Here is a 19,467-nt window from a genome sequence, read left to right as displayed (position 1 = left end):
TAATTTATAAAAAGAGTGGCGATTCATAAAGATGGATAATTTAATGCGGATATTAATGTTGATCCTGATCAGCATATAATGCCGACATGATGGTTTATATATCCAATAAAGTAGATTTTTACAGCATTAAATAATGATTATTTCATTAAAAATATTACAAGCTACACACCTTTACTTTTTTTGACATCTGAGTCTATGCTCATCGATGACAAAACATCTTGTTAATACTTCTCACCTTTTAGGGCGATGGCGTGGTTATTCTGCGCTCATGGTTAATGGAGGCAACGATGTATGGTTATAGCCTGCTCCGACTAAGTCTTTATGTCATCTTTGCGATCATCACTTGCTCTGCCGTAGGACTGTTCACCTTTGCGGTGGTTTCTATGCTTGGCAGATAAATTCGCCACTAATAATAACGTCAACGATTAAACCGTTGTTGCTGAGGATAAAACAGTGACTCGTTATTTCACTCTGGTTGCCATTGTTATTTTTATAACAACCGGTTGCGATCAAAAAAAACAGGAAGTTCCCCCGCCGCCGCGCATGGTTAAAGTCGTTGAGGTGGTGGCTTCCGGTGAATCTCAACAACGCATCTTCCCGGCACGGATTGAATCCGGTGACTCCACCGATTTGTCATTCAAACGGGGAGGACAGATCGAAACGCTGGATATTCGCCAGGGCAACCGCATCGAGCAGGGTCAGCTTATCGCCAGGCTCACCGCACGCGAAGCACAGCAGCGCGTCAATGAACGCCAGACTGCGGCCACGCTTGCCCAACGGCAATTTGCCCGATTCCAGACGCTGTCTGGGCGACAGGCGATCTCGCAGGCAGAAATGGATGTACAGCGCGCCAACCGCGATGCAGCCAATGCCGCTTTGCAAATCGCCCGGGAAGAGTTAAGCCAAATGACGCTGACAGCGCCATTCAGCGGTGTAGCCGCGGTCGTCAACGTGCGCAATCATCAGGTGGTCGCCGCCGGGCAAACTATCGCCACCCTGACCCGCAACGACTTACTCGATGTGGTGTTTAGCGTGCCGGAAAATCTGTTTACCGCACTGGATATGCGCAATCTGGCTTATCGCCCGGTGGTGCGCATTAACAGCATGCCGGAGCGCGAATTCCAGGCCGAATACAAAGAGCACACCGGGAGCAGCAACACGCATTCGCTGACCTGGCAGATCATTCTCACCATGCCACGTCCGGCGGACTTCCCGGCGGTGGGCGGCGTCAGTGGCACGGTGACGATCAACCTCGCCAATCTTCCCGCCAACGTAAATCGTGAATCGTTGGTGGTGCCGGTGGAAGCGGTATTCAATCCCGATAACCGCCAGCGCAATGAACCGCATGTTTGGGTGGTGCAAGGCAGCGGCGACCAGCTGACATTAGAGGATCGCAAAGTCAGCGTGGGTGAAGTCACCGATCGTGGCGTGGTGATTACCGCCGGGTTGCAGGCAGGTGACCGCGTGGTCGCCGCAGGCGTCAATGAGTTGCATGCCCAACAGCCGGTGCGTATCTGGACCCGTGAGCGGGGGCTGTAATGGATATCTCTCGGCAGTTTATCGATAATCCGGTCCGCGTCTGGCTGGCGATGCTGTTACTGGGCGTCGGCGGCATTTTCGCCTTGCTCAATATTGGTCGTCTCGAAGATCCGGCTTTTACCATTAAGACAGCGATAGTTGTCACGCACTATCCCGGCGCCTCCGCGCAACAGGTTGAAGAGGAAGTCACCCTGCCACTGGAAAATGCGCTGCAGCAATTGCCCTATCTGGATAATGTCAGCTCTATCTCTTCCAACGGTCTGTCACAGATTACAGTGAACATTGATTCGCGTTACCACTCCAATCAACTACCGCAAATCTGGGATGAACTGCGGCGCAGAGTGGGCGACGCGGCGCGTTTCTTTCCTCCCGGCGTGGCGGCACCTTTCGTCAATGATGATTTTGGCGATGTGTTTGGTTTCTTCTTCGCCATTTCTGGCGACAACTTCAGCAACCCGGAACTGGTGCAATACGCAGAACAGCTGCGTCGTGAACTGGTGCTGGTGCCGGGCGTGGGAAAAGTCGCGCTGGGCGGCGTGATCCCGCAGCAGATCAATATCGATGTTTCCCTGACGATGATGGCTGCGCGCGGCATTACGCTGCCGCAACTCGCCAGCGTACTGAGCCGCCTCAATGTGGTCTCTAATGCGGGCGACATCAAAGCCGGGACGGAAGCGATCCGTTTGCATCCGACCGGCGAGTTTCAAAACATCGAGGAGTTGAGTGATCTGCTGGTCAGTCCGCCGGGCGATCACGCCACGACTCGCTTGCGCGATATCGCTACGCTATCGCGCGGGCTGAGCGAATCGCCCTCCAGCATTTACCATGCCAGCGGACGTCAGGCCGTCACCATGGGGATTTCGTTTATTCCCGGCGTGAATGTGATTGATGTCGGGCACGCGCTGGAGGCCAAACTGCAGCAAATGTCGGCTGAAAAACCGGCGGGCATTCAGATCAACGTGTTTTACGATCAGGCGGCGGAAGTCGCGCACTCCGTGAATGGATTTATTGCTAACTTCCTGATGGCGCTGGCGATTGTCGTTGGCGTGCTGTTGATTTTTATGGGTGTGCGCAGCGGCATTATTATTGCGCTGTCGCTGGCGCTTAATGTGCTGGGCACGCTGCTGATCATGTATCTGTGCGGCATCGAATTGCAGCGCATTTCGCTGGGCGCGCTGATTATCGCGCTTAGCATGCTGGTGGATAATGCGATTGTGATTGTCGAAGGCGTGCTTATCGCGCGCCAGCAAAATTCGCCGCTGATGACCACCATCAATTTTGTGATTCGCCGTACCGCCTTTCCGCTATTGGGCGCGACGATCATCGCCATTCTGGCGTTTGCGCCGATTGGTTTATCGCAGGATTCCACCGGCGAGTACTGCAAATCGCTGTTCCAGGTGCTGCTGATTTCCCTGCTGCTGAGCTGGTTCTCGGCACTGACGATTACGCCGGTGTTGATTAAATGGTGGCTATTTAAAACTCAGGCACCCGCCAAGGCTGCGGCCGACGTTTCACCTTACGACGGCGGTTTTTATCGCCTTTATCAGCGCACACTGAACGTGTTACTCAGGCAAAAAACCCTCACGCTTTCACTGATGGCGGTGCTGCTAGCGCTGGCAATTTGGGGCTTTGGTTCGGTGCGGCAAAACTTTTTCCCGTCCGCGAATACGCCCATCTTCTTTGTCGATCTCTGGCTGCCGTATGGCACCGACATCAATGCCACCGAGCAGATGGCCAGCGATATTGAAAAATCGATCACCGGGCAAAAAGGGGTCGTTTCAACGGTCACCACCATCGGTCAGGGCAGCATGCGTTTTATTCTCACCTATAACGGGCAACGCCAGTACAGCAACTATGCGCAGATCATGGTGCGTATGGACGACCAACGCAATATCGCCGCGCTTTCACACCGTATTGATGCCTATATTGCGCGCCAGTATCCGCAGGTTAACGCCAGTACTAAACGGGTGATGTTTGGCCCTTCAGGGGGCAGCGCAATTGAAGTGCGTATCAAAGGCCCCGATCCCGACAGAATGCGCCTGATTGCCAGCCAGGTGGGCGACATCCTGACCGCCGATGCCGCTACCGACAGCGTGCGTAATGATTGGCAAAACCGCAGCAAAGTGATCCGCCCACAATACAATCTGGCACTGGGACGTGAATTGGGCGTGGATAAGCAGGATGTGGATAACGCGCTGGAGATGAATTTCACAGGTAGCCGCGTTGGACTGTACCGTGAAGGCGCTGATCTGCTGCCGGTTATCGTGCGTCCCCCCGCCAGCGAGCGGCAGGATGCCAATCATCTTAATAACGTACTGGTGTGGAGCCAGAGCCAACAGCAGTACATTCCGCTCAGCAACGTGGTGAGCGGCTTTACGCTGCAATGGGAAGATCCGCTGATTCTGCGCCGCGATCGCAGCCGTGTTCTCACCGTGCAGACCGATCCCAATCCCCTCAGTAATGACACGTCCGGTGATATTCTGGCGCGCGTTAAACCGCAGATTGACCAGATCCCGTTGCCGCACGGCTACAGCATTGAGTGGGGTGGCGATGCCGAAAGCTCCAGTGAAGCGCAGCAAGGCGTATTTACCTCGCTGCCGCTGGGTTATCTGGTGATGTTCGTCATCACCGTACTGATGTTCAGTTCGCTTAAGAACGCTGTCGCTATCTGGCTGACGGTACCGCTGGCATTGATTGGCGTGACGCCGGGCTTTTTAATCACCGGCATTCCGTTTGGCTTTATGGCACTTATCGGCCTGCTGAGCCTAAGTGGCATGCTGATCCGCAACGGTATTGTGCTGGTCGAGGAGATTGAGCAACAGAAACGGTTGAAGCCACAGGCTGAAGCGATCATCTACGCCGCCACCTCGCGTCTGCGCCCTATTCTGCTGACCGCCTTTACCACCGTGCTCGGGCTGGCGCCGCTGCTGCGAGATGTTTTCTTCCAGAGCATGGCGGTGGTGATCATGTTTGGTTTAGGCTTTGCTACTGTGCTAACACTGCTGGTGCTGCCGGTGATTTACGCCTGCTTCCACCGCCAGCAGGTGGCGATCGCCTCATGAATGTGACCGGCCTCAATGTGATTAAAACGCTGGGATGTATGACGGCGGTGACATTTTTCACCGTGTATAACACCTGGGATCGCTACGATTATGATTACCACTGGATTCTGGCGTTTCTGACCTTTATCTCCACCATCGCCACGCCGCTGTTTTTTGTCGTCGCCGGGATTATGGATGCCCGTTCCGAGCAGGATGTAAACTGGCAGATGGGCAAGATTCGCAATCTGGTGATCGTGTTTCTGTTCTGGATGACGGTCTATTACCTGTGGGAACCCTATCAGCGCGGCTACCTGATTCAGCCGTGGTTTGTCTTCTCGTTCATTATCATCTACAGCTTTCACCCGCTGATGATCTGGCTCAGCCAGCATCGGCGCGCGTTCTGCGCACTGGTGTTTGCGCTGCTGGCCTTCTCGTATGGCTACGATTTGCTGGCGGTGCTGCATCCGGACGATCCGCTGTTCCGCCTTGAGCCGCAGTATCGGCTCTGGACCTGGCTGCTGTTTTACTTAACCGGCCAGCTACTGTGCGACCCCGCGATCGCCGACTGGATGGAGCGTAAAAAAGTGGCGCGCGGCGCGGTGATCGCCCTGCCCTTTATCTACCTGTTTACCTGGTTTTATGAGCAGCACTTCTTCTTTGCCCTGTTCAAAGCCGATCGTAACGCCTTTATTCTCACCGGCTCGCAGATCTATCTGCTGGTGGTGGTGCTGGTGATCGCGGCCAGCCAGGTACGCTTCCGCCGCAATGCCGCCGTCAAAGAGACCATACTGGCAACCATCAGCAAAACCATGACCGGGGTGTATATTCTTCACTACTCGGTTTTCCATCTGCTCACCGCGCTGATTCCAATCACGTCACTGGCCACTAAGTTGACGCTGATTGCCGTGACGTTTGCCGCCTCGGTGCTGCTGTCAAAGCTGATCCTCGCCAGCGGTTGGCTGAAAAAGGTCATAACGCTTTGAGGCATGTCGCGATTTCAGCCTGACTGCTGCAGTCAATGCGCCCTTTTATTTGCAGCATCATGTAATCAAAAAACGGATTGGAGGTGTTGCGCATTAGCGTATCCAACCCAACGATCAGGCTGGCGGTTTCACCGCGCAGCGAGATAGTGCCAAAGCTGATGCCATAACGATTCTTTTCCGTTGGCACGCGGCCATACAGCGAGTCGCTGAGCGGGAACGGCACGGCAATATGCGATAACGAATAGGTATCCAGCGGCCAGGCTTCATGCATCGAACGCACGATCTCTTGTGTCTGGTCGGCCGGTGTTGTACGCGCTACGGTTTGATAGGTCGTGGGGGATGCGTTGGTGATCACCGTTGATGCGTAGCGACGCGGCGCAGGCGGCAATAAACTGTTCACCGCTGAATAGAGTGTGGGCCTGAAGAGTGCGCGTAAATTCGCGGCCTGGTTAACATCAAACATGACCAGTTCACTGCCGTTATCCGGTAAATAGCGATAGAACCCATTCACCACCGCGCGGGTGCTAACGGTCGAATCCAGTACCGATTGGAAGGTCAACACGGGGGGAAACGCCTGCAGGGTGCCGCTGCGTATCACATGCAGCAGCTGATCCTGCATCGCCTGCGTTAACAGCCACGATTGACGCGCCGCGCGCACCGGAAACGAGTTGTACTTAAAGGGATTGTATTCCGGGATGATGCTCAGCCACGCCGCTTTGGCGAAGCCTGGAATGATAGCGGGCCAGCCAGCTAAACCGGCAAAGCGCGCATAGGCAGTAACGCCAATCATCGGCGACAGCAATACCAGCTGTTGCGGCTTGCGCAGCGCGTTATTCTGCAACGTATCGAGGCTGTATTTCACCGCCAGTGCGCCGCCATTCGAATAACCAACCAGATGCAAAGGCACGTTGGTTCCCGCGAGGTGCGTGGCTTCGCGCACCGCTAAACGCGTTGCCGCCATCCACATTTGCCAGTCAACGTTGGTGAGCGAACCGGGCGCCGTGCCGTGCCCCGGCAATCGCGGCACCACCGCCACAAAACCCTTTTGCTGATATGCCTGCGCCAGATAGCGCATGCTATAGGGCGAATCGGTTAATCCATGCAGCAATACTACCGCGCCTATCACTTTTCCTTCTGGCTGGAGGATATAAGAGCGGTTCCAGTCAGTATCAAATCGCGCCGGATAAACCGGGCTCTGTGCGTTGAAGCGGTTCAGTGCCGTTTTCTCATCGTCACTGAGTTGATCGGTCACGCTGACTTTCATGTCGCGGAAAATCGCCGCTTCGCGCGTCAGATAATCTGCGAAACTGGCGCGATCGACCTCATCCACGGACATTTCATCTGCTGACCAGGTATGCCAGCGATGGAGTGGCGGCCCCTGTTCAGATTGGTAACCGCGGATCACCAGGAACATCACCAGTAAAACCAGCAAACCCAGCGCGACGCGCTTAAGGACTTTGCTGATGCGATCTTTGTGTAACGCGTTAGCGGAATCAGAAGGCATAGCGCAACCAGGCGAACAGCACGTTACCGTTGTTGTAAGTGCCAGGAATATAGGTGAACTGCACGTTGAGGCGTTTATAACCGGCGGAGAACAGCGGCAGCACAATGGGCAGCGGTACGTAATTGGCGAAGTCATCACGTGCGGTAATCCCGGCAGTGAGTCCGAGCCCGAGACGAAAATCGCGCTGTTGATCCAGATACCAGCCTTTCTCCCAGCCATAACCCATGATCGGCTGCCATTCGTTATGCGAATCTTTGAACGCCATCGCATAGAGCGCGCTCCAGTTACCGTCTTCATTAATGCGCGATACGCCCAATCCGCCGCCCCACGGCGTTTCATTGTAGTTATCGGTTTTATCTTTATCGTAGGCGAAACGGGCATGCCAGCTGATGAAAGGCAGATAGAGATCGTAATATTGCGGTTCTTGCCAGGTTTGAGAAACGTCCTGCTTGAGCCATTCCCAGCCGTCGCTGAGCGAGTTAGCCGCTGTGGCGGGGAAAATAAACAGGACAAGAATAAGAGACCAGGCCACCTGAAGTGTTCGCATAATGTATGCCTCTGAAATTCACCGCCACGAATAGGGAGTGGAAAAGCTGATGTGCTCAACGGGCAGATCAAGCCACTTAACCGGTTAGATTATATACCCTAAATAATTCGAGGTTGAACGCGGGATGGCAAAACGTCAGACGGGATCTGCTTATCTTAAGCAACTCGTTGAGATCGGTGTGCTTGAAGTATTGAGTTTCGGGCGCGAGAAGTTGTATATGAACACGCGGTGATGACAAGATTTGAACCCGTAGATCAGAAATTTAGATCATTACTATGCGAAGTTGCGAGGAAGCCCCTTTCAGGCTTCCTCATGTGTTATCAGAACGGTCCCCAATTAATCGCCACGCCAATCAGTAGCATCACCACGCAGATAACAAACCACACGGCGATGACTGGCGCGACGAAACGCAGCCATTTGCCAAAGGATACGTTCGCGGTAGCCAGCACTGCCATCAACACGCCGGAGGTTGGGCTCATGCAGTTGACGATGCCTTCGCCGAGCAGCACCGTCTGCACCATCACCTGACGGGTCAAACCGAGGTTATCGCCGAGCGGAGAGAAGATTGGGATCAGCAGTGCCGATTCGCCGGAACCGGATGAGATGCCGAAATGCATCAAGGCGGCGCTGACAAACATGCCAATTGCTGCCGCCGTTGGCGGAATCGGTGCGAGCAGATCTGACAGGAATCCAACAATCGGATCCAGCACATTGCCCTGTTGCAGCACCAGCGAAATGGAAGCCGCCATGCCGACGATAAACGCGCCTTTCACCAGCTTGGAACAGCCGCCGAGGAAGGTATTAGCGATATCCGAACCTGTCATGCGCCCCATCAATCCCACCGCGATGGAGAGCAGAATAAACATCGCTGACATCTCACTGGTGCCCCAGTGGAACTTCACCGCGCCGCTGATAAACAGCAGCAGCGACAGCGCGACCGTGCTCAAAATCAGCTTATGACGACCGGTGACTATTGCCGCCTGTTCGCTGCCTTGCGCCTGCTTTGGGCGCAAATAGCCATCCTGACGCGCGCGACGAATTGACCACATCAAGTAAGCCACGGCGCTAACCACAAATAACAGGCAGGTAATGCCGCGCAGCAGCATGCCGGAGAACAGCGGCAGTTGCGCCAGATGCTGCGTCAAACCGGTGGTTGCTGGGTTGAGAATCGCCACGTTAAAGCCAGCCGCGCAGGTGAGGTAAACCAGTGACGCACCGAGAATCGGCGGCAATCCCATCGATCGCGCCACCAGCAGGCCAATCGGCACAAACGCCACCACCGCATTCACCACCACGCCGGTTGTACCGAGTAAAGCAAAGATAGTGCCGAAAATCAGTACCATGCGTGTATCGCTGAGCCGCGTGCTGCGTGATAGCGAATTCAATGCAGTGGCAATCGCCCCCGTCTCTTCAACCACTGCCAGCACACCGCCGGTAAACAGGATTAGAAAGATGATCGGCGCAGATTTCACCATCCCTTTAGCGATGGCGGTGAAAATCTCCAGCGGATAAACCCCGCTTTGCGGCACCGCATGCAGGCTGTCCTTCACCGCGAATTTGATGCCGTCGCGCGTGACAAAATCGAACACGCCCGCCGGAATCAGCCAGGTTGCGACCGCTGCCAGCACTAAAATGATGAACAGCAGCATATACGGGCTTTGTCCGCTCTCCTGCACTGGCGCGGCGCGGCTGACGTGTTGAACGTTTAACTGCGACATGGCGTTGCCTCCTCAGCATCAGTGAGGATCATGCCTGCGACTAACGCGGCGCGCGGGACGATGTCCGCAATAATGATGTGTTCGTGACGGGCGTGAATGCCCGAGCCGGTGGCGCCGAGCCCATCCAGCGTCGGTAATCCCAGCGCAGCGGTAAAGTTACCGTCGCTGCCGCCGCCGACTGATTTTCCTTCCAGCGCGAAACCTAACGCCAGCCCCACCTGCTGTGCATGTTTAAGCAGCAGCAGTGAAGCAGGCGTTTGGCGCATCGGCGGACGTTTCTGCCCACCGCTGACGCTGATCCCAATCCCCGCGCTAAATGGCGTGAGCTGTTTGATGGCAGCATCGATGCGCTGCGCCTCTTCTTCACTGGTGACACGCGTATCAATGCCCAATTCCGCCTTGTCCGCGACCACATTGATGCGCCCGCCGCCGTTGGCAATGCCGACATTCACCGTGGTGCCGCGCTCTGGAGCATTCAAGGCATGCAGCACCAGAATTTGCTGCGCCATCTCCTGAATCGCGCTGACGCCCTCTTCCGGATTATTACCCGCGTGTGCCGCCTGACCGCTGATGGTGATGTCGTAACGTCCGGTGCCTTTGCGTGCCACTTTTAATGCGCCGCTGCCCGCCACGGCCGGCTCGACCACCAGCACTTGATCGGCGCCCGGCGCATGTTGTGCCAGCCAGTCGCTGGAGCTTGGGCTACCCAACTCTTCATCGCTGTTGCACAGGAAGACGATGCGTTTGCCCGCCAGCTGATCCAGCGCCTGTAAGGCACGCACCGCCCACATCGCCTGCACCAGCCCGGCTTTCATATCCAGCACGCCAGGCCCAAACAATTTACCGTCCTCTTCGCGCAGCGTTAGCTCGCCATGATCCCAAACGGTATCGAAATGACCAATGATGGTGGTTTGCGGACCAGAATCACCCAGCGTGAATTTGAGATGGTTGCCGTATTCCTGCTGCGGCGAGACGTTGGCGCTGATGCCCAAACGCTGCTGAAACAGGCTTTGCAGCACCTCACCGCAACGATCTACCGCCACTTTGTCGTGTGAAGGCGACTCCGCCGCCACCAGACGTTTGATGTCCCCCAGAATCTCAGCGGCATGTTGTTGCAAATAATCTTTTATATTTTTCATATTATTACCCATCTGTCTAAGTGTCTTAGCCAGTATGCGCAGAAAGATTGCCGTTAAAAAATAAGCAGTAAATGTTAATATTGTTGCTCTGAAAGCAACAGATTGGCAAAAATTATGACGTTGTCCACTTATCCTGAGAAAGCCATAAGTTATTTGTATGAAGTCGGCGTGCATGGCGGTATTCGACGCGCGGCGGATGCGCTCGGCATCAATCCCTCAGTGATCAGTCGACAGCTATCATCACTGGAACGCAGCCTGCAACTGCCACTGCTTGAACGGCGTGGGCGCAACGTGGTGTTGACCGAAGCGGGAAAAATGCTGGCGGAGGATTTTGCGCAAACCAGCCAGCGCCGCAAGCAACTGGAACGCCAGTTGCAGGATTTACGCCATATGCGCGGCGGATCGATCAACATTCGTGTCGGCCAGGGCATGGTGGACGATGTCGTGCGGCATGTGGTGAAGGCGTTTTCCGTCGCCTATCCCGGCGTGTTTGTGAACATCATGTCTGGCGATATGCAAACCACGGTGATGCTGATTGCCAAAGGTGAGGTGGATATGGCAGTGAGTTTTGGCCCTGCCGGACCGCCGGGCGTGAAGTGCCTAAGCTTTCAACGCGGACCGATCTGCGCCATTGTGCCGCCGGATCATCCTTTAGCTGGACTTGCCACCGTGAGCGCTAGCCAGTTAACCGAACATCGTTTAATTGCCATGAACGAGAACTTCGGCCTGCAGCGCTACATCAACGCTATTTTCAAAAGTGAAGCGCTGATTTTCACCCCCTCGTACTGCTGCAACCTGTTCTCCAGCGCCATTGCATTGACGCAGGCTGGATTGGGTATCTCATTTATGACTGCGCAATCGATAAAAGCGCCGCTGCAGCGCGGCGAGCTGGTGGCGATCCCGATTGATCATCGCATCGCGCGCGAAAGTCAGTGCCATCTGCTGCGCAGTGCCGATCATCGGCTAACGCCCGCCGCACATTACCTTTGGCAACTGCTGAGCCAGTTTTTTACCGCGTCGTTAGAGGACGAGGTGTGAGCGGCCGTTCAGCCATCCAAGTGTTTAAACGGTTAAAATAAATAAACATATTCGTTGCTAAATTATTATCGCTATGTCTTAATGCGTCATCGGTTTGGAACACAGACCTTATGAAGCAGTTTTAGTAAAGCAGTCCTCAGTTCAAGTGTTATCCCTAGATATCCTTCTTCGAGAGCCTCCTCCTAAGTGCCCAATAAGTTAATCTTTCACTTCAGGCCATCATCGCTACTATTAGTGGCTCATCAATTAAGGAAGTATCTATGTCTAACAAAATGACTGGTTTAGTAAAATGGTTTAACTCTGATAAAGGTTTTGGCTTTATCACTCCTAACGATGGCAGCAAGGACGTATTCGTCCATTTCTCTGCTATTCAGAGCGACAACTACAAAACTCTTGATGAAGGTCAGCAAGTTTCCTTCACCATTGAAAATGGCGCCAAAGGCCCAGCAGCGGGTAACGTTACCCCTCTGTAAGCCGCGCGCATTATCAGCGACGCTTACAACAGCGATGAAGACAATAGTCTGAGCAGATAAGACCTGCTGATAATAAAAAAACCCGCCTCGTGCGGGTTTTTTATTGCCTGAATTTTGTGTGGCCTGGGCCTGTGTGGCGATCACAACACGTCTTCCCTGATTATTCTTCATAGTTGATATTCTTCAATATTTAAGCAGTAATAGCGCAGCCTGAGCGTTACAAATAAGGATCGCTATGTTACGTAAATCGCACTTTATGACTTTACCTGCGGTAATCACCTCCCTGTTTTTACTCACCGGATGCCCGCCGCCAGCTCAATTTACGCAGTGGCAGCGACCTTCAACGACAGAAGATGACGTTAGGGCCGCGATGAAGGCCTGTGGCGAACCCGAAAAAGGCACATTGAATGACTTACCTGTAAACCAACAGGTGCTGCAATTCCAATGTATGCAACGTCTGGGATTTACGCGGAAAAACGGGTTTGAATTTTGTGAAGTCATGAAGGAACTGCCGGCCTGCGTTGAAGAAAAACAGGGCCATCCGCTGAGCTTGTCTCAACTCGAAGCTTTACCCTTTAACGCTGATGATGGCTTCTACCCAATCAAACCGAATTCTGGCCGAGATGAAGACATGCAGATCACCTGGCGTAAAGCGGGCGCATCTCAGCATTATTCAGTTGAGATTGCCAACAATAAGGAAGCGCTGCCCGTAATGTATGCCTGCGGCTACCCGAAACCACTCGGATCGAATCTGGCATTAGCCAGTATCGGACGCACAGCTCAAGCCCAACGCTGCATGATTGATCATGGCTTTGAACCGAAGAAGAAAACGATGCTGGTTTGCTTGCCTTACCCGCAAGTAACGGGCTGTAAGCGCAGCGATGGTGGGTGAAGTAAATCAAGGGAATAAACATGATGAGCACAGTCGAGTTATTGCAGTACATCCTGCAGCCAGGTTGCTCATATTTGTTCCGCGTCCGGATGACAACACTGAGAAAGACAGCGTTCTATCAGAAGCGAAGGTAAAAGCGTCTGCTGAAGTCAGACTGACATAGACTGCCGCGCTATCGTCCATGAATGTTTTTTTCACCGCCGTTGTGTTGCTACCCCTGCATTTTCATGCCATCAGTATGACAGAAGCACAAACAGGGTATTTTTTCATTTGTTTTGCTTGTCCGGTTGCAGGCGCCTGGTTGATGCCCCGCCAGGCGAACAGAATGTCAGAGTTCAGTACCCTGTCGGTTGCGTTCTGCTTGTATGCACTGGGCCACGTGATATTTGTCTTTGCCGCGTCAATGCTCGCGTTCGCTCGGGGGGACGTTTAGTTTTGCGGCCGCTATAGGTGGCGTCACCGCTCAACTAATCCGCTTATGCAGCAGTTATCAGTGACTAACCGGCCGCCAGGAAGGATGGTAGCTTCCTTGTCTGCGGCATCACGCCTGTTATGCAGTTTGTGTATCGTCTGGCATTCTGCATTCAAAAAGTAAACGTCCGCTTTTCGCTCATGGCTGACCTTCAACCTTACATGAAACTTATCGATGTCCACGGACATCAACTTTTTCACCTGTAAATCTTTCAACCACCTCCAATGCGTCTGGATCGCCATGCCAGGCCATGCAACTTAAACAGTCTCCGCCACAGTCAAAATTCAATGTGTCTGGTGTCTTACTCATTGGCTGATTACAGGTCTGGCAATTGTTTTCTTTCACTGGAAGTGGCATCCGTTTTTAGATTTTCATTTCTATGTTACCTAACATATTACCCTTGAGTCCGTTTCTCGCTCATAGCCGTCCTTAGGCTTGCATTAGAAATGCCGCTTGCCAGAATCAGATGTTCTATCAACCATGCTTTAATTGCTAGATGAACAGATGATGAACAATGTTTGTTTACGTCAGTTAAATGTTTATTCCGCAGCCAGCAAAAGGACTTAGCTTGGGCTGGTTTCACCACCATAGCGCGCTTGAACGACAGAAAACGTGACTGAAGCTGAGCGCCGCTACGCTTTTGGTGCGTCGCTGTCTTCTTTTCCCCGGCTCCTGGAGCCAGTACTACTACTGGCTGACTTTGAGCTGACTCAGCGCTACATTCACTGGGATGCGTTGAGCTAAAACCTGTCGCGTGCGGGTCTGCTACGCGCGAAGGCTGTACAGCTCAGAAAGATCAGCCGGCTTCGCCGCGCAGCCGGTGACGATAATGTTTAAGGACTACGTGTGTCACAATCTGACCGTACACAAAGCCGCCCAGCCCGGCCAGAAGCACTGTGCCGACAATACCGAAAAAATACGATCCTGCGTAGCCAAAGGCCCCGCAGACGGCGAGGCCCGCCCAGGTCTGCCAATGGCGGAAGGCTGCTTTATATGCGCTACGCCACCGTCTTCCGCGCTCCCACAGGGTTAGGCCGGCCAGTTCGGGAATGCTTTTTAGGGTCCAGTAGATTTTCATGTGTTCTCCTTTCACAATCCGCATAAATGATAATGATTATCAACTCCATGTCAAATTTTTAGCCCCCCTTACCCCATTCCTGCCCCATAACTCCATCACCCACAGCCGCAATTCTTGAAGACGAGATGGAAGCTAATGTTTGGGCGATTTACCTGATTGCGATTCAAATTGCCCCCCGACGAACAGCAAGGTAGGAAGTCCACATAATCAGAACAAAGAAGTAATGGTGAAAATACGGAGTTCAGCAGATACCTAAATTTAGCACCGCTCACTGCCTGACCTTTTCTATTGCCATCGGACCTACGCCAATTAGCCCGAAACGCATACTTATGCTGTGCGGCGAAACTTGCCGAAAAGCATGAAAGGGAAACAGTTTTACAAGGAATGACCGTTGTGTGCCAAAAGCGGACGTTGTAAACGACTGCTATGTTGAATATCTGAAGCCGCCATCGATGAGATCTTATGGTAAATCGAGTGTTGTCATGTGCTTGGTGGGTTGTTTATCAAAAATGACTAAGAGAGTCTCTTTGGTAATAACAATCAGGGTGGCGACTGTGAAGATAACGAAGATTGACCACATACACGTATACGTCGAGAACATTGAACCGGCAGAACGCTGGTACCAAGAGGTTCTTGGCTTTTCCCGCGACGACTCGCTGTACTTCTGGTTTGAGCAGGGAGGGCCGCTAGTTATCAGAAATAACGGCGCATCACTTTCCCTGTTTCTCAGGAAAAATCAGCATCCCGGTCATACGGTGGCTTTCGCGGTAGAAGCGGCTGCGTTTTTCAGTCTTGTGCCTGCTCTCAACGCTAAAAGCATCCCGTTTACCGTATGCGATCACGATGTATCTATGTCCGTGTACTTTAAAGATCTTAGCGATAATAAGATTGAGCTGACCAGCTATGAATATCTTCAGGCAAAGCTGCTATTGGAGAACGTTGTATAGCTTTCTCCCTTAACTGAAGTCGGAGCGCAACAGGGGTGTTATGGTAAGTCAGGTTAAGAAAGGGAGATGTTTATGGTATTGCAGCACATGAGGATAGCCAGACCTGTCAGCGCACTCAGCAAAAGCTGTGAATTGTACTGTAACGGGCTTGGGTTAGAAAAAATCGGCGGTTTTACTGACCACGATGGATTCAGCGGATATATGTTAGGACTGAACGGCTTATCCTGGCACCTTGAGTTTACCCAGTACCATGATCATCCGGTGATACCTTCGCCCTCAAATGAAGATCTTCTGGTTCTGTACATTCCTGAAAAAGATAGCTGGCGAATTACCTGTGAAAATATGGATGCTGCTGGCTTTACCAGGGTTAAATCATTCAATCCTTACTGGGACCGCAATGGCGTTACCTTCGAGGACATAGATGGATACAGGGTTGTTATTCAAAACATGCACTGGGGAGAGTGCTGAGATTATTTTTCGGCCGAGTTGTTATGTTTAATGTGGCAGAACTACCCTGTCGTAATAACTTTGACGTCCGCTTTTTGCTCATAGCGGACCTTACTTCTGCGTCCGCTCTGTGCCAAAAGCGGATCTCATACTTCCGATTCACGCAGGCGATGAGCTGAGTTACTCTTAGCCTCCCGCCCCCTGCTCGCGAGACACCGCATGCTTAACGGACTGAATCACATAACCATCGCCGTAAGTGATGTTTCAATAAGCTTTGATTTTTACGTTAATATTCTTGGTTTTATACCTAAGGCCAGATGGGCCAGCGGCGCTTACCTGTGCCTGGGAAATCTGTGGTTATGCCTTTCTGCTGATGCAGTGACTAAACGGGAGGATTACACTCATTACGCATTCAGCATCCGAAGCGAAGATTTCGATGTGTATGCTGATCACCTAAAATCATCGGGTGTTACAGAGTGGAAAACAAATAAGAGCGAAGGGAAATCAATCTACTTTTTGGATCCTGATGGACACAAACTGGAAGTTCATGACGGAGATTTGGAGAGCCGCCTCAGCGCCTGTAAAACTCATCCCTATGAAAAAATGGAGTTCTTCTAGTGATTTAAAAGGATGTCCAACGCTCACATTTAGATAATCAGAGTAAACGGCAGTGGACAATCCAGACTCAAACGAAGCGTTTGTACTTTCAGCACATTTAAATATTAACATCCACTCCTCGCTCATATCGGACCCTCTGCCCAAGTCAGTCCGCTTTGGGCTCAAAAGTGGACTCTTACCCAGAGGATAACCTTTTGTCTGATTACTATCAGGTTGTTGAAACTGTTCCGTCCGTAGAGGATTTTTGCCGCTTACGCATTATCTCAGGGTTGACGCCTCGTACCGCAGAGGGTGTCCGCCTGGGGCTTCCTAACAGCTGTTATGGCGTGCATATATGCTGGCAGAATGCTGTCGTTGGCATGGGACGTATAGTGGGCGACGGCGCCATTAATATGGAAATTGTCGATGTAGCTGTTGATCCAGAGCATCAGGGAAAGGGGCTGGGCCGCAAGTTAATGGAAAATTTGGCAAACTGGCTCGATAAAAATGCCTGTGATGGTGCTTATGTAACTTTAATGGCTGATGTCCCGGAGTTGTACGAAAAATTTGGCTTCACGCGAGTCAGCCCTGCGAGTGAAGGCATGGCAAGGGTCTGGAAACGAACTAAACCTACATAAGTAAACGTCCGTTTTTCACTCATAGCGGACCTTGAGCCACAGCTTATCCGCTTCGTGTCTAAAGCGGACGTCATTTAACGCATGTTCAAATCAAATCCTCAGTTGTAGTGTGCTGACTGAAAAGCTCCTGCTTGCGTAAAATCCACTCATAGCTCAAAATGAATGATCGTTCATTCACTGGTGTTTTATTGTCCCATATGGCAGTGCGGTTTCTAATGCCAGAAGCCTAACTGCAGCATAATGCTTTGAAAAAATCGAAATTAATGCAGGTAACCTATGGCTAAGACCACTCTTCGACTTTCTTTTCCTCAGTGGCAAGGTGGAAATAATCCTCCCTATCACCTTGGATCCCGACTTCTTTCTTTCCTCGCGCCTGAAGCAAAAGGCCCTGTAGAACAAGTCCCCGTTGCTCCGCCCGGCGGCCAGACCTTGACCGAAGTAGATGGTATTACTGGCAAACCTCAGATTATCAGCCAGCTGAACGCTGCAGCTGCCCTTATCGAAAAGCACGATCCCGACGCCCTGGTTGTCTTGGGCGGTGACTGCCTGGTATCACTTGCGCCTTTTGCGCATCTGCTAAAGAAATACGGTGACAAGCTTGGCGTGCTCTGGATCGACTCCCATCCTGACGTTCAGACACCTGAACAGTTTCAGCATGCACATGCCCACGTGCTGGGCGCGCTCATCGGCACCGGGGACAAGGATTTAGTGGATCACGTCCCGCGCAAGCTTTCTCCGTCGAAAATCATGATCGCCGGTATCCACGATCCTCTCCCTTATGAGAGCGACTACCTCTCGAGCCATAAAATTGCGACCTCAGGCCCTGAACAGGTCAAAAAGGGTGGCAAAGAAATATTGGACTGGATTGCCCGGGAGAAAATTGAGTATCTGGCCATCCATTTTGATCTGGATGTGCTGGACCCTGCACTTTTCAGGTCTGTTCTTTTTGCACGGCCTGGTCGGGGAGAGCATGAATTCGGTGACGTGGCTGAAGGGAAACTCACCATTGAAGACGTACTCAGGCTGATCAATCAGGCCACTTCAAAGGCTGAACCCGTAGGTCTTACTCTCGCTGAACATATGCCCTGGGATATGGTAAACCTCAGAAATATGCTAAGCGAATTACCTCTGCTGAAATAATCTGAGCTGAAGGGGCCGGCTTTAAAGTGCCGGTATTAATTCACTGACTAAGGCCGCTATGTTAAAAAACACCGAAACCTACCATAAGCTGATTACCGCAGCCGCTGCCTGCTTTGCTGAAAAAGGCTTCAGTGCAACCAGCGTGCGTGAAATTTCCACCCGCGCCGGTATCAGTCAGGGTGCCATGTACACCTATTTTAAAAGCAAGGATGAGCTCATTCGCGCCATTGTTCTGGAAGAGCAGAATTCCGCCCTGATTGCTCATGATGAGCCTTACGCCGGCTCGCATTTTGATCGGCTGTGCAGACAAGTTACTTCCTGCATCAGCGATGTGGGTTATCCGGTCACCCATCATCTCTGGGTTGAAATCATGGCCGAGTCAGCCCGGAATCCGGATCTGCAAAAGACATTTATTTCCAGTGACAAAATTATGCGGCAGAGCATCGCAGGAATTATTGAAAAAGGCATAGCCGCAGGCGAATTTCGTCGTGATCTCAATCCAGAAGAAATCACCATCATATTGTTTGCGTTTATTGATGGACTGATTGCCCGCAAGGCGATTAACCCCGATTTCTCATTCAGCCGGGATGTGCCTGCTTTCCCGGACCTGATGGCAAAAATACTCTGTTAATTATCCTGACACTGCGGCGTGGGTAGTGTACCGCTGAACAATTTAGCTGCGGCCACTTAAACTGGAATATCCTGGCCCCCTATTTTTTGTCGTTTACCCAGGATTTTTCATGCGTAAATGGTTATGCGGGTTGCTGATTTGCCTCTTTATAACAATGGCTGCCTCGCCCTCATTAAAAGCGGGATTCTCATACGGCTAAGTCGGGCATTCAGCTCAAAGAAGGATTTGAACCTGACATAAATCAGGTTCTATCCAAAAGGCGATCTGGAGTGAGCCCAGACCGACATCACTCTATAAAACAGTGAGTACTGACGTAATTCACTAATAAACCATCAGGCAGTGGTATTGATATTGCGTCCAACTGCAGGATTTGCAGGCAACTGAGGAATTGAGTCCAGAATGCCCGATGCCATCGATTGCTGATTATCCAACGTCTTTTTCAGTACTAACGTGCTTATTTTGTTAGCGAGTTCCATGTTATCAAGGCCAGTAGCCAGTGATGTAATTTGTGATACATCCATCTTGCTCTCCTGATTAATACCAATGTTGACGACTCAAACAGCTTTTAAAAGCCTGAAACGGTTATCGGCATAGCGGAGCAAGACTTTATAGCTTTGGGGAAACGATAACTCGCGAGGCGATT

18 protein-coding genes and 1 pseudogene are annotated in these 19,467 nt (G+C 52.0%); 13 read left to right on the top strand and 6 right to left on the bottom strand.

Annotation, left to right across the window (positions count from 1 at the left end):
• The first annotated feature begins 453 nt into the window (after positions 1–453).
• The 3 genes from AC6I8K_RS19375 to AC6I8K_RS19365 are packed head-to-tail and all read left to right on the top strand — an operon-like array spanning position 454 to position 5,563.
• Positions 454–1,539: an efflux RND transporter periplasmic adaptor subunit gene (locus tag AC6I8K_RS19375; protein WP_497827328.1), complete on the top strand. Its 1,086-nt coding sequence runs from the start codon at positions 454–456 to the stop codon at positions 1,537–1,539.
• A complete protein-coding gene (locus AC6I8K_RS19370; protein ID WP_497827327.1) occupies positions 1,539–4,601 on the top strand; it encodes an efflux RND transporter permease subunit in 3,063 nt (1,020 codons plus the stop codon). Before AC6I8K_RS19375 ends, AC6I8K_RS19370 begins: the two co-directional genes overlap by 1 nt.
• Positions 4,598–5,563: an acyltransferase gene (locus AC6I8K_RS19365; RefSeq protein ID WP_497827326.1), complete on the top strand. Its 966-nt coding sequence runs from the start codon at positions 4,598–4,600 to the stop codon at positions 5,561–5,563. Before AC6I8K_RS19370 ends, AC6I8K_RS19365 begins: the two co-directional genes overlap by 4 nt.
• Here AC6I8K_RS19365 and AC6I8K_RS19360 read toward each other — a convergent pair.
• Entirely contained in the window at positions 5,550–7,067 is a 1,518-nt protein-coding gene (locus tag AC6I8K_RS19360) for an alpha/beta hydrolase (RefSeq protein ID WP_497827325.1), read from the bottom strand. The two genes, AC6I8K_RS19365 and AC6I8K_RS19360, sit on opposite strands and share 14 nt — an antisense overlap.
• Entirely contained in the window at positions 7,057–7,614 is a 558-nt protein-coding gene (gene pagP, locus AC6I8K_RS19355) for a lipid IV(A) palmitoyltransferase PagP (RefSeq protein WP_155726415.1), read from the bottom strand. The genes AC6I8K_RS19360 and pagP overlap by 11 nt, the downstream gene beginning before the upstream one ends.
• 112 nt (positions 7,615–7,726) lie before the next feature.
• Between pagP and AC6I8K_RS19350 the strand changes: the two are divergent.
• Positions 7,727–7,846, top strand: a pseudogene (locus AC6I8K_RS19350) (Fic family protein); the annotation flags it as partial.
• Positions 7,847–7,934: 88 nt separating this feature from the next.
• On the opposite strand, the gene AC6I8K_RS19345 reads toward AC6I8K_RS19350, so the two are convergent.
• The gene (locus AC6I8K_RS19345) at positions 7,935–9,332 is read right to left on the bottom strand and encodes a YfcC family protein (RefSeq protein ID WP_497827324.1); all 1,398 of its coding nucleotides are present in this window, start codon (positions 9,330–9,332) and stop codon (positions 7,935–7,937) included.
• Positions 9,320–10,471: a M20 family metallopeptidase gene (locus tag AC6I8K_RS19340; protein ID WP_497827323.1), complete on the bottom strand. Its 1,152-nt coding sequence runs from the start codon at positions 10,469–10,471 to the stop codon at positions 9,320–9,322. The genes AC6I8K_RS19345 and AC6I8K_RS19340 overlap by 13 nt, the downstream gene beginning before the upstream one ends.
• Positions 10,472–10,585: 114 nt before the next feature.
• Between AC6I8K_RS19340 and AC6I8K_RS19335 the strand changes: the two genes are divergently transcribed.
• From AC6I8K_RS19335 to AC6I8K_RS19325, 3 genes are all read left to right on the top strand, one after another.
• Complete coding sequence (locus AC6I8K_RS19335) at positions 10,586–11,509, top strand: LysR family transcriptional regulator (RefSeq protein ID WP_497827322.1); 924 nt, start codon at positions 10,586–10,588, stop codon at positions 11,507–11,509.
• Between the two features lie 260 nt (positions 11,510–11,769).
• A complete protein-coding gene (gene cspE, locus AC6I8K_RS19330; protein ID WP_007885867.1) occupies positions 11,770–11,982 on the top strand; it encodes a transcription antiterminator/RNA stability regulator CspE in 213 nt (70 codons plus the stop codon).
• 235 nt (positions 11,983–12,217) lie between these two features.
• Positions 12,218–12,874: a hypothetical protein gene (locus tag AC6I8K_RS19325; RefSeq protein ID WP_497827321.1), complete on the top strand. Its 657-nt coding sequence runs from the start codon at positions 12,218–12,220 to the stop codon at positions 12,872–12,874.
• Between the two features lie 1,268 nt (positions 12,875–14,142).
• On the opposite strand, the gene AC6I8K_RS19320 is transcribed toward AC6I8K_RS19325, so the two are convergent.
• Positions 14,143–14,424, bottom strand: coding sequence for a hypothetical protein (locus AC6I8K_RS19320; protein ID WP_497827320.1), 282 nt, complete (start codon positions 14,422–14,424; stop codon positions 14,143–14,145).
• 554 nt (positions 14,425–14,978) lie between these two features.
• Here AC6I8K_RS19320 and AC6I8K_RS19315 point away from each other — a divergent pair.
• From AC6I8K_RS19315 to AC6I8K_RS19290, 6 genes are all read left to right on the top strand, one after another.
• The gene (locus AC6I8K_RS19315) at positions 14,979–15,371 is read left to right on the top strand and encodes a VOC family protein (RefSeq protein ID WP_483818078.1); all 393 of its coding nucleotides are present in this window, start codon (positions 14,979–14,981) and stop codon (positions 15,369–15,371) included.
• Positions 15,372–15,443: 72 nt separating this feature from the next.
• Positions 15,444–15,839, top strand: a complete 396-nt coding sequence (locus AC6I8K_RS19310) for a VOC family protein (RefSeq protein WP_483818079.1) — start codon at positions 15,444–15,446, stop codon at positions 15,837–15,839.
• 198 nt (positions 15,840–16,037) lie between these two features.
• Positions 16,038–16,436 carry a fosfomycin resistance glutathione transferase gene (gene fos / locus AC6I8K_RS19305; protein WP_497827319.1) on the top strand — a complete coding sequence of 133 codons (399 nt, stop codon included), beginning with the start codon at positions 16,038–16,040 and terminating at the stop codon, positions 16,434–16,436.
• Between the two features lie 194 nt (positions 16,437–16,630).
• Entirely contained in the window at positions 16,631–17,053 is a 423-nt protein-coding gene (locus AC6I8K_RS19300; protein ID WP_064741456.1) for a GNAT family N-acetyltransferase, read from the top strand.
• Between the two features lie 276 nt (positions 17,054–17,329).
• Positions 17,330–18,193: an arginase family protein gene (locus AC6I8K_RS19295; protein ID WP_497827318.1), complete on the top strand. Its 864-nt coding sequence runs from the start codon at positions 17,330–17,332 to the stop codon at positions 18,191–18,193.
• Between the two features lie 58 nt (positions 18,194–18,251).
• On the top strand, positions 18,252–18,824 hold the full coding sequence (locus AC6I8K_RS19290; RefSeq protein ID WP_497827317.1) for a TetR/AcrR family transcriptional regulator: 573 nt from the start codon (positions 18,252–18,254) through the stop codon (positions 18,822–18,824).
• A 332-nt stretch (positions 18,825–19,156) separates the two neighbouring features.
• On the opposite strand, the gene AC6I8K_RS19285 is transcribed toward AC6I8K_RS19290, so the two are convergent.
• Positions 19,157–19,345, bottom strand: coding sequence for a YjfB family protein (locus AC6I8K_RS19285; protein WP_064741453.1), 189 nt, complete (start codon positions 19,343–19,345; stop codon positions 19,157–19,159).
• Positions 19,346–19,467 lie beyond the last annotated feature (122 nt).

Source organism: Pantoea sp. X-Soil-ISGK-421, assembly GCF_059730785.1.
Note: the sequence above shows the minus strand (reverse complement) of the source record. Positions and strands in the feature narration are given on the sequence as shown.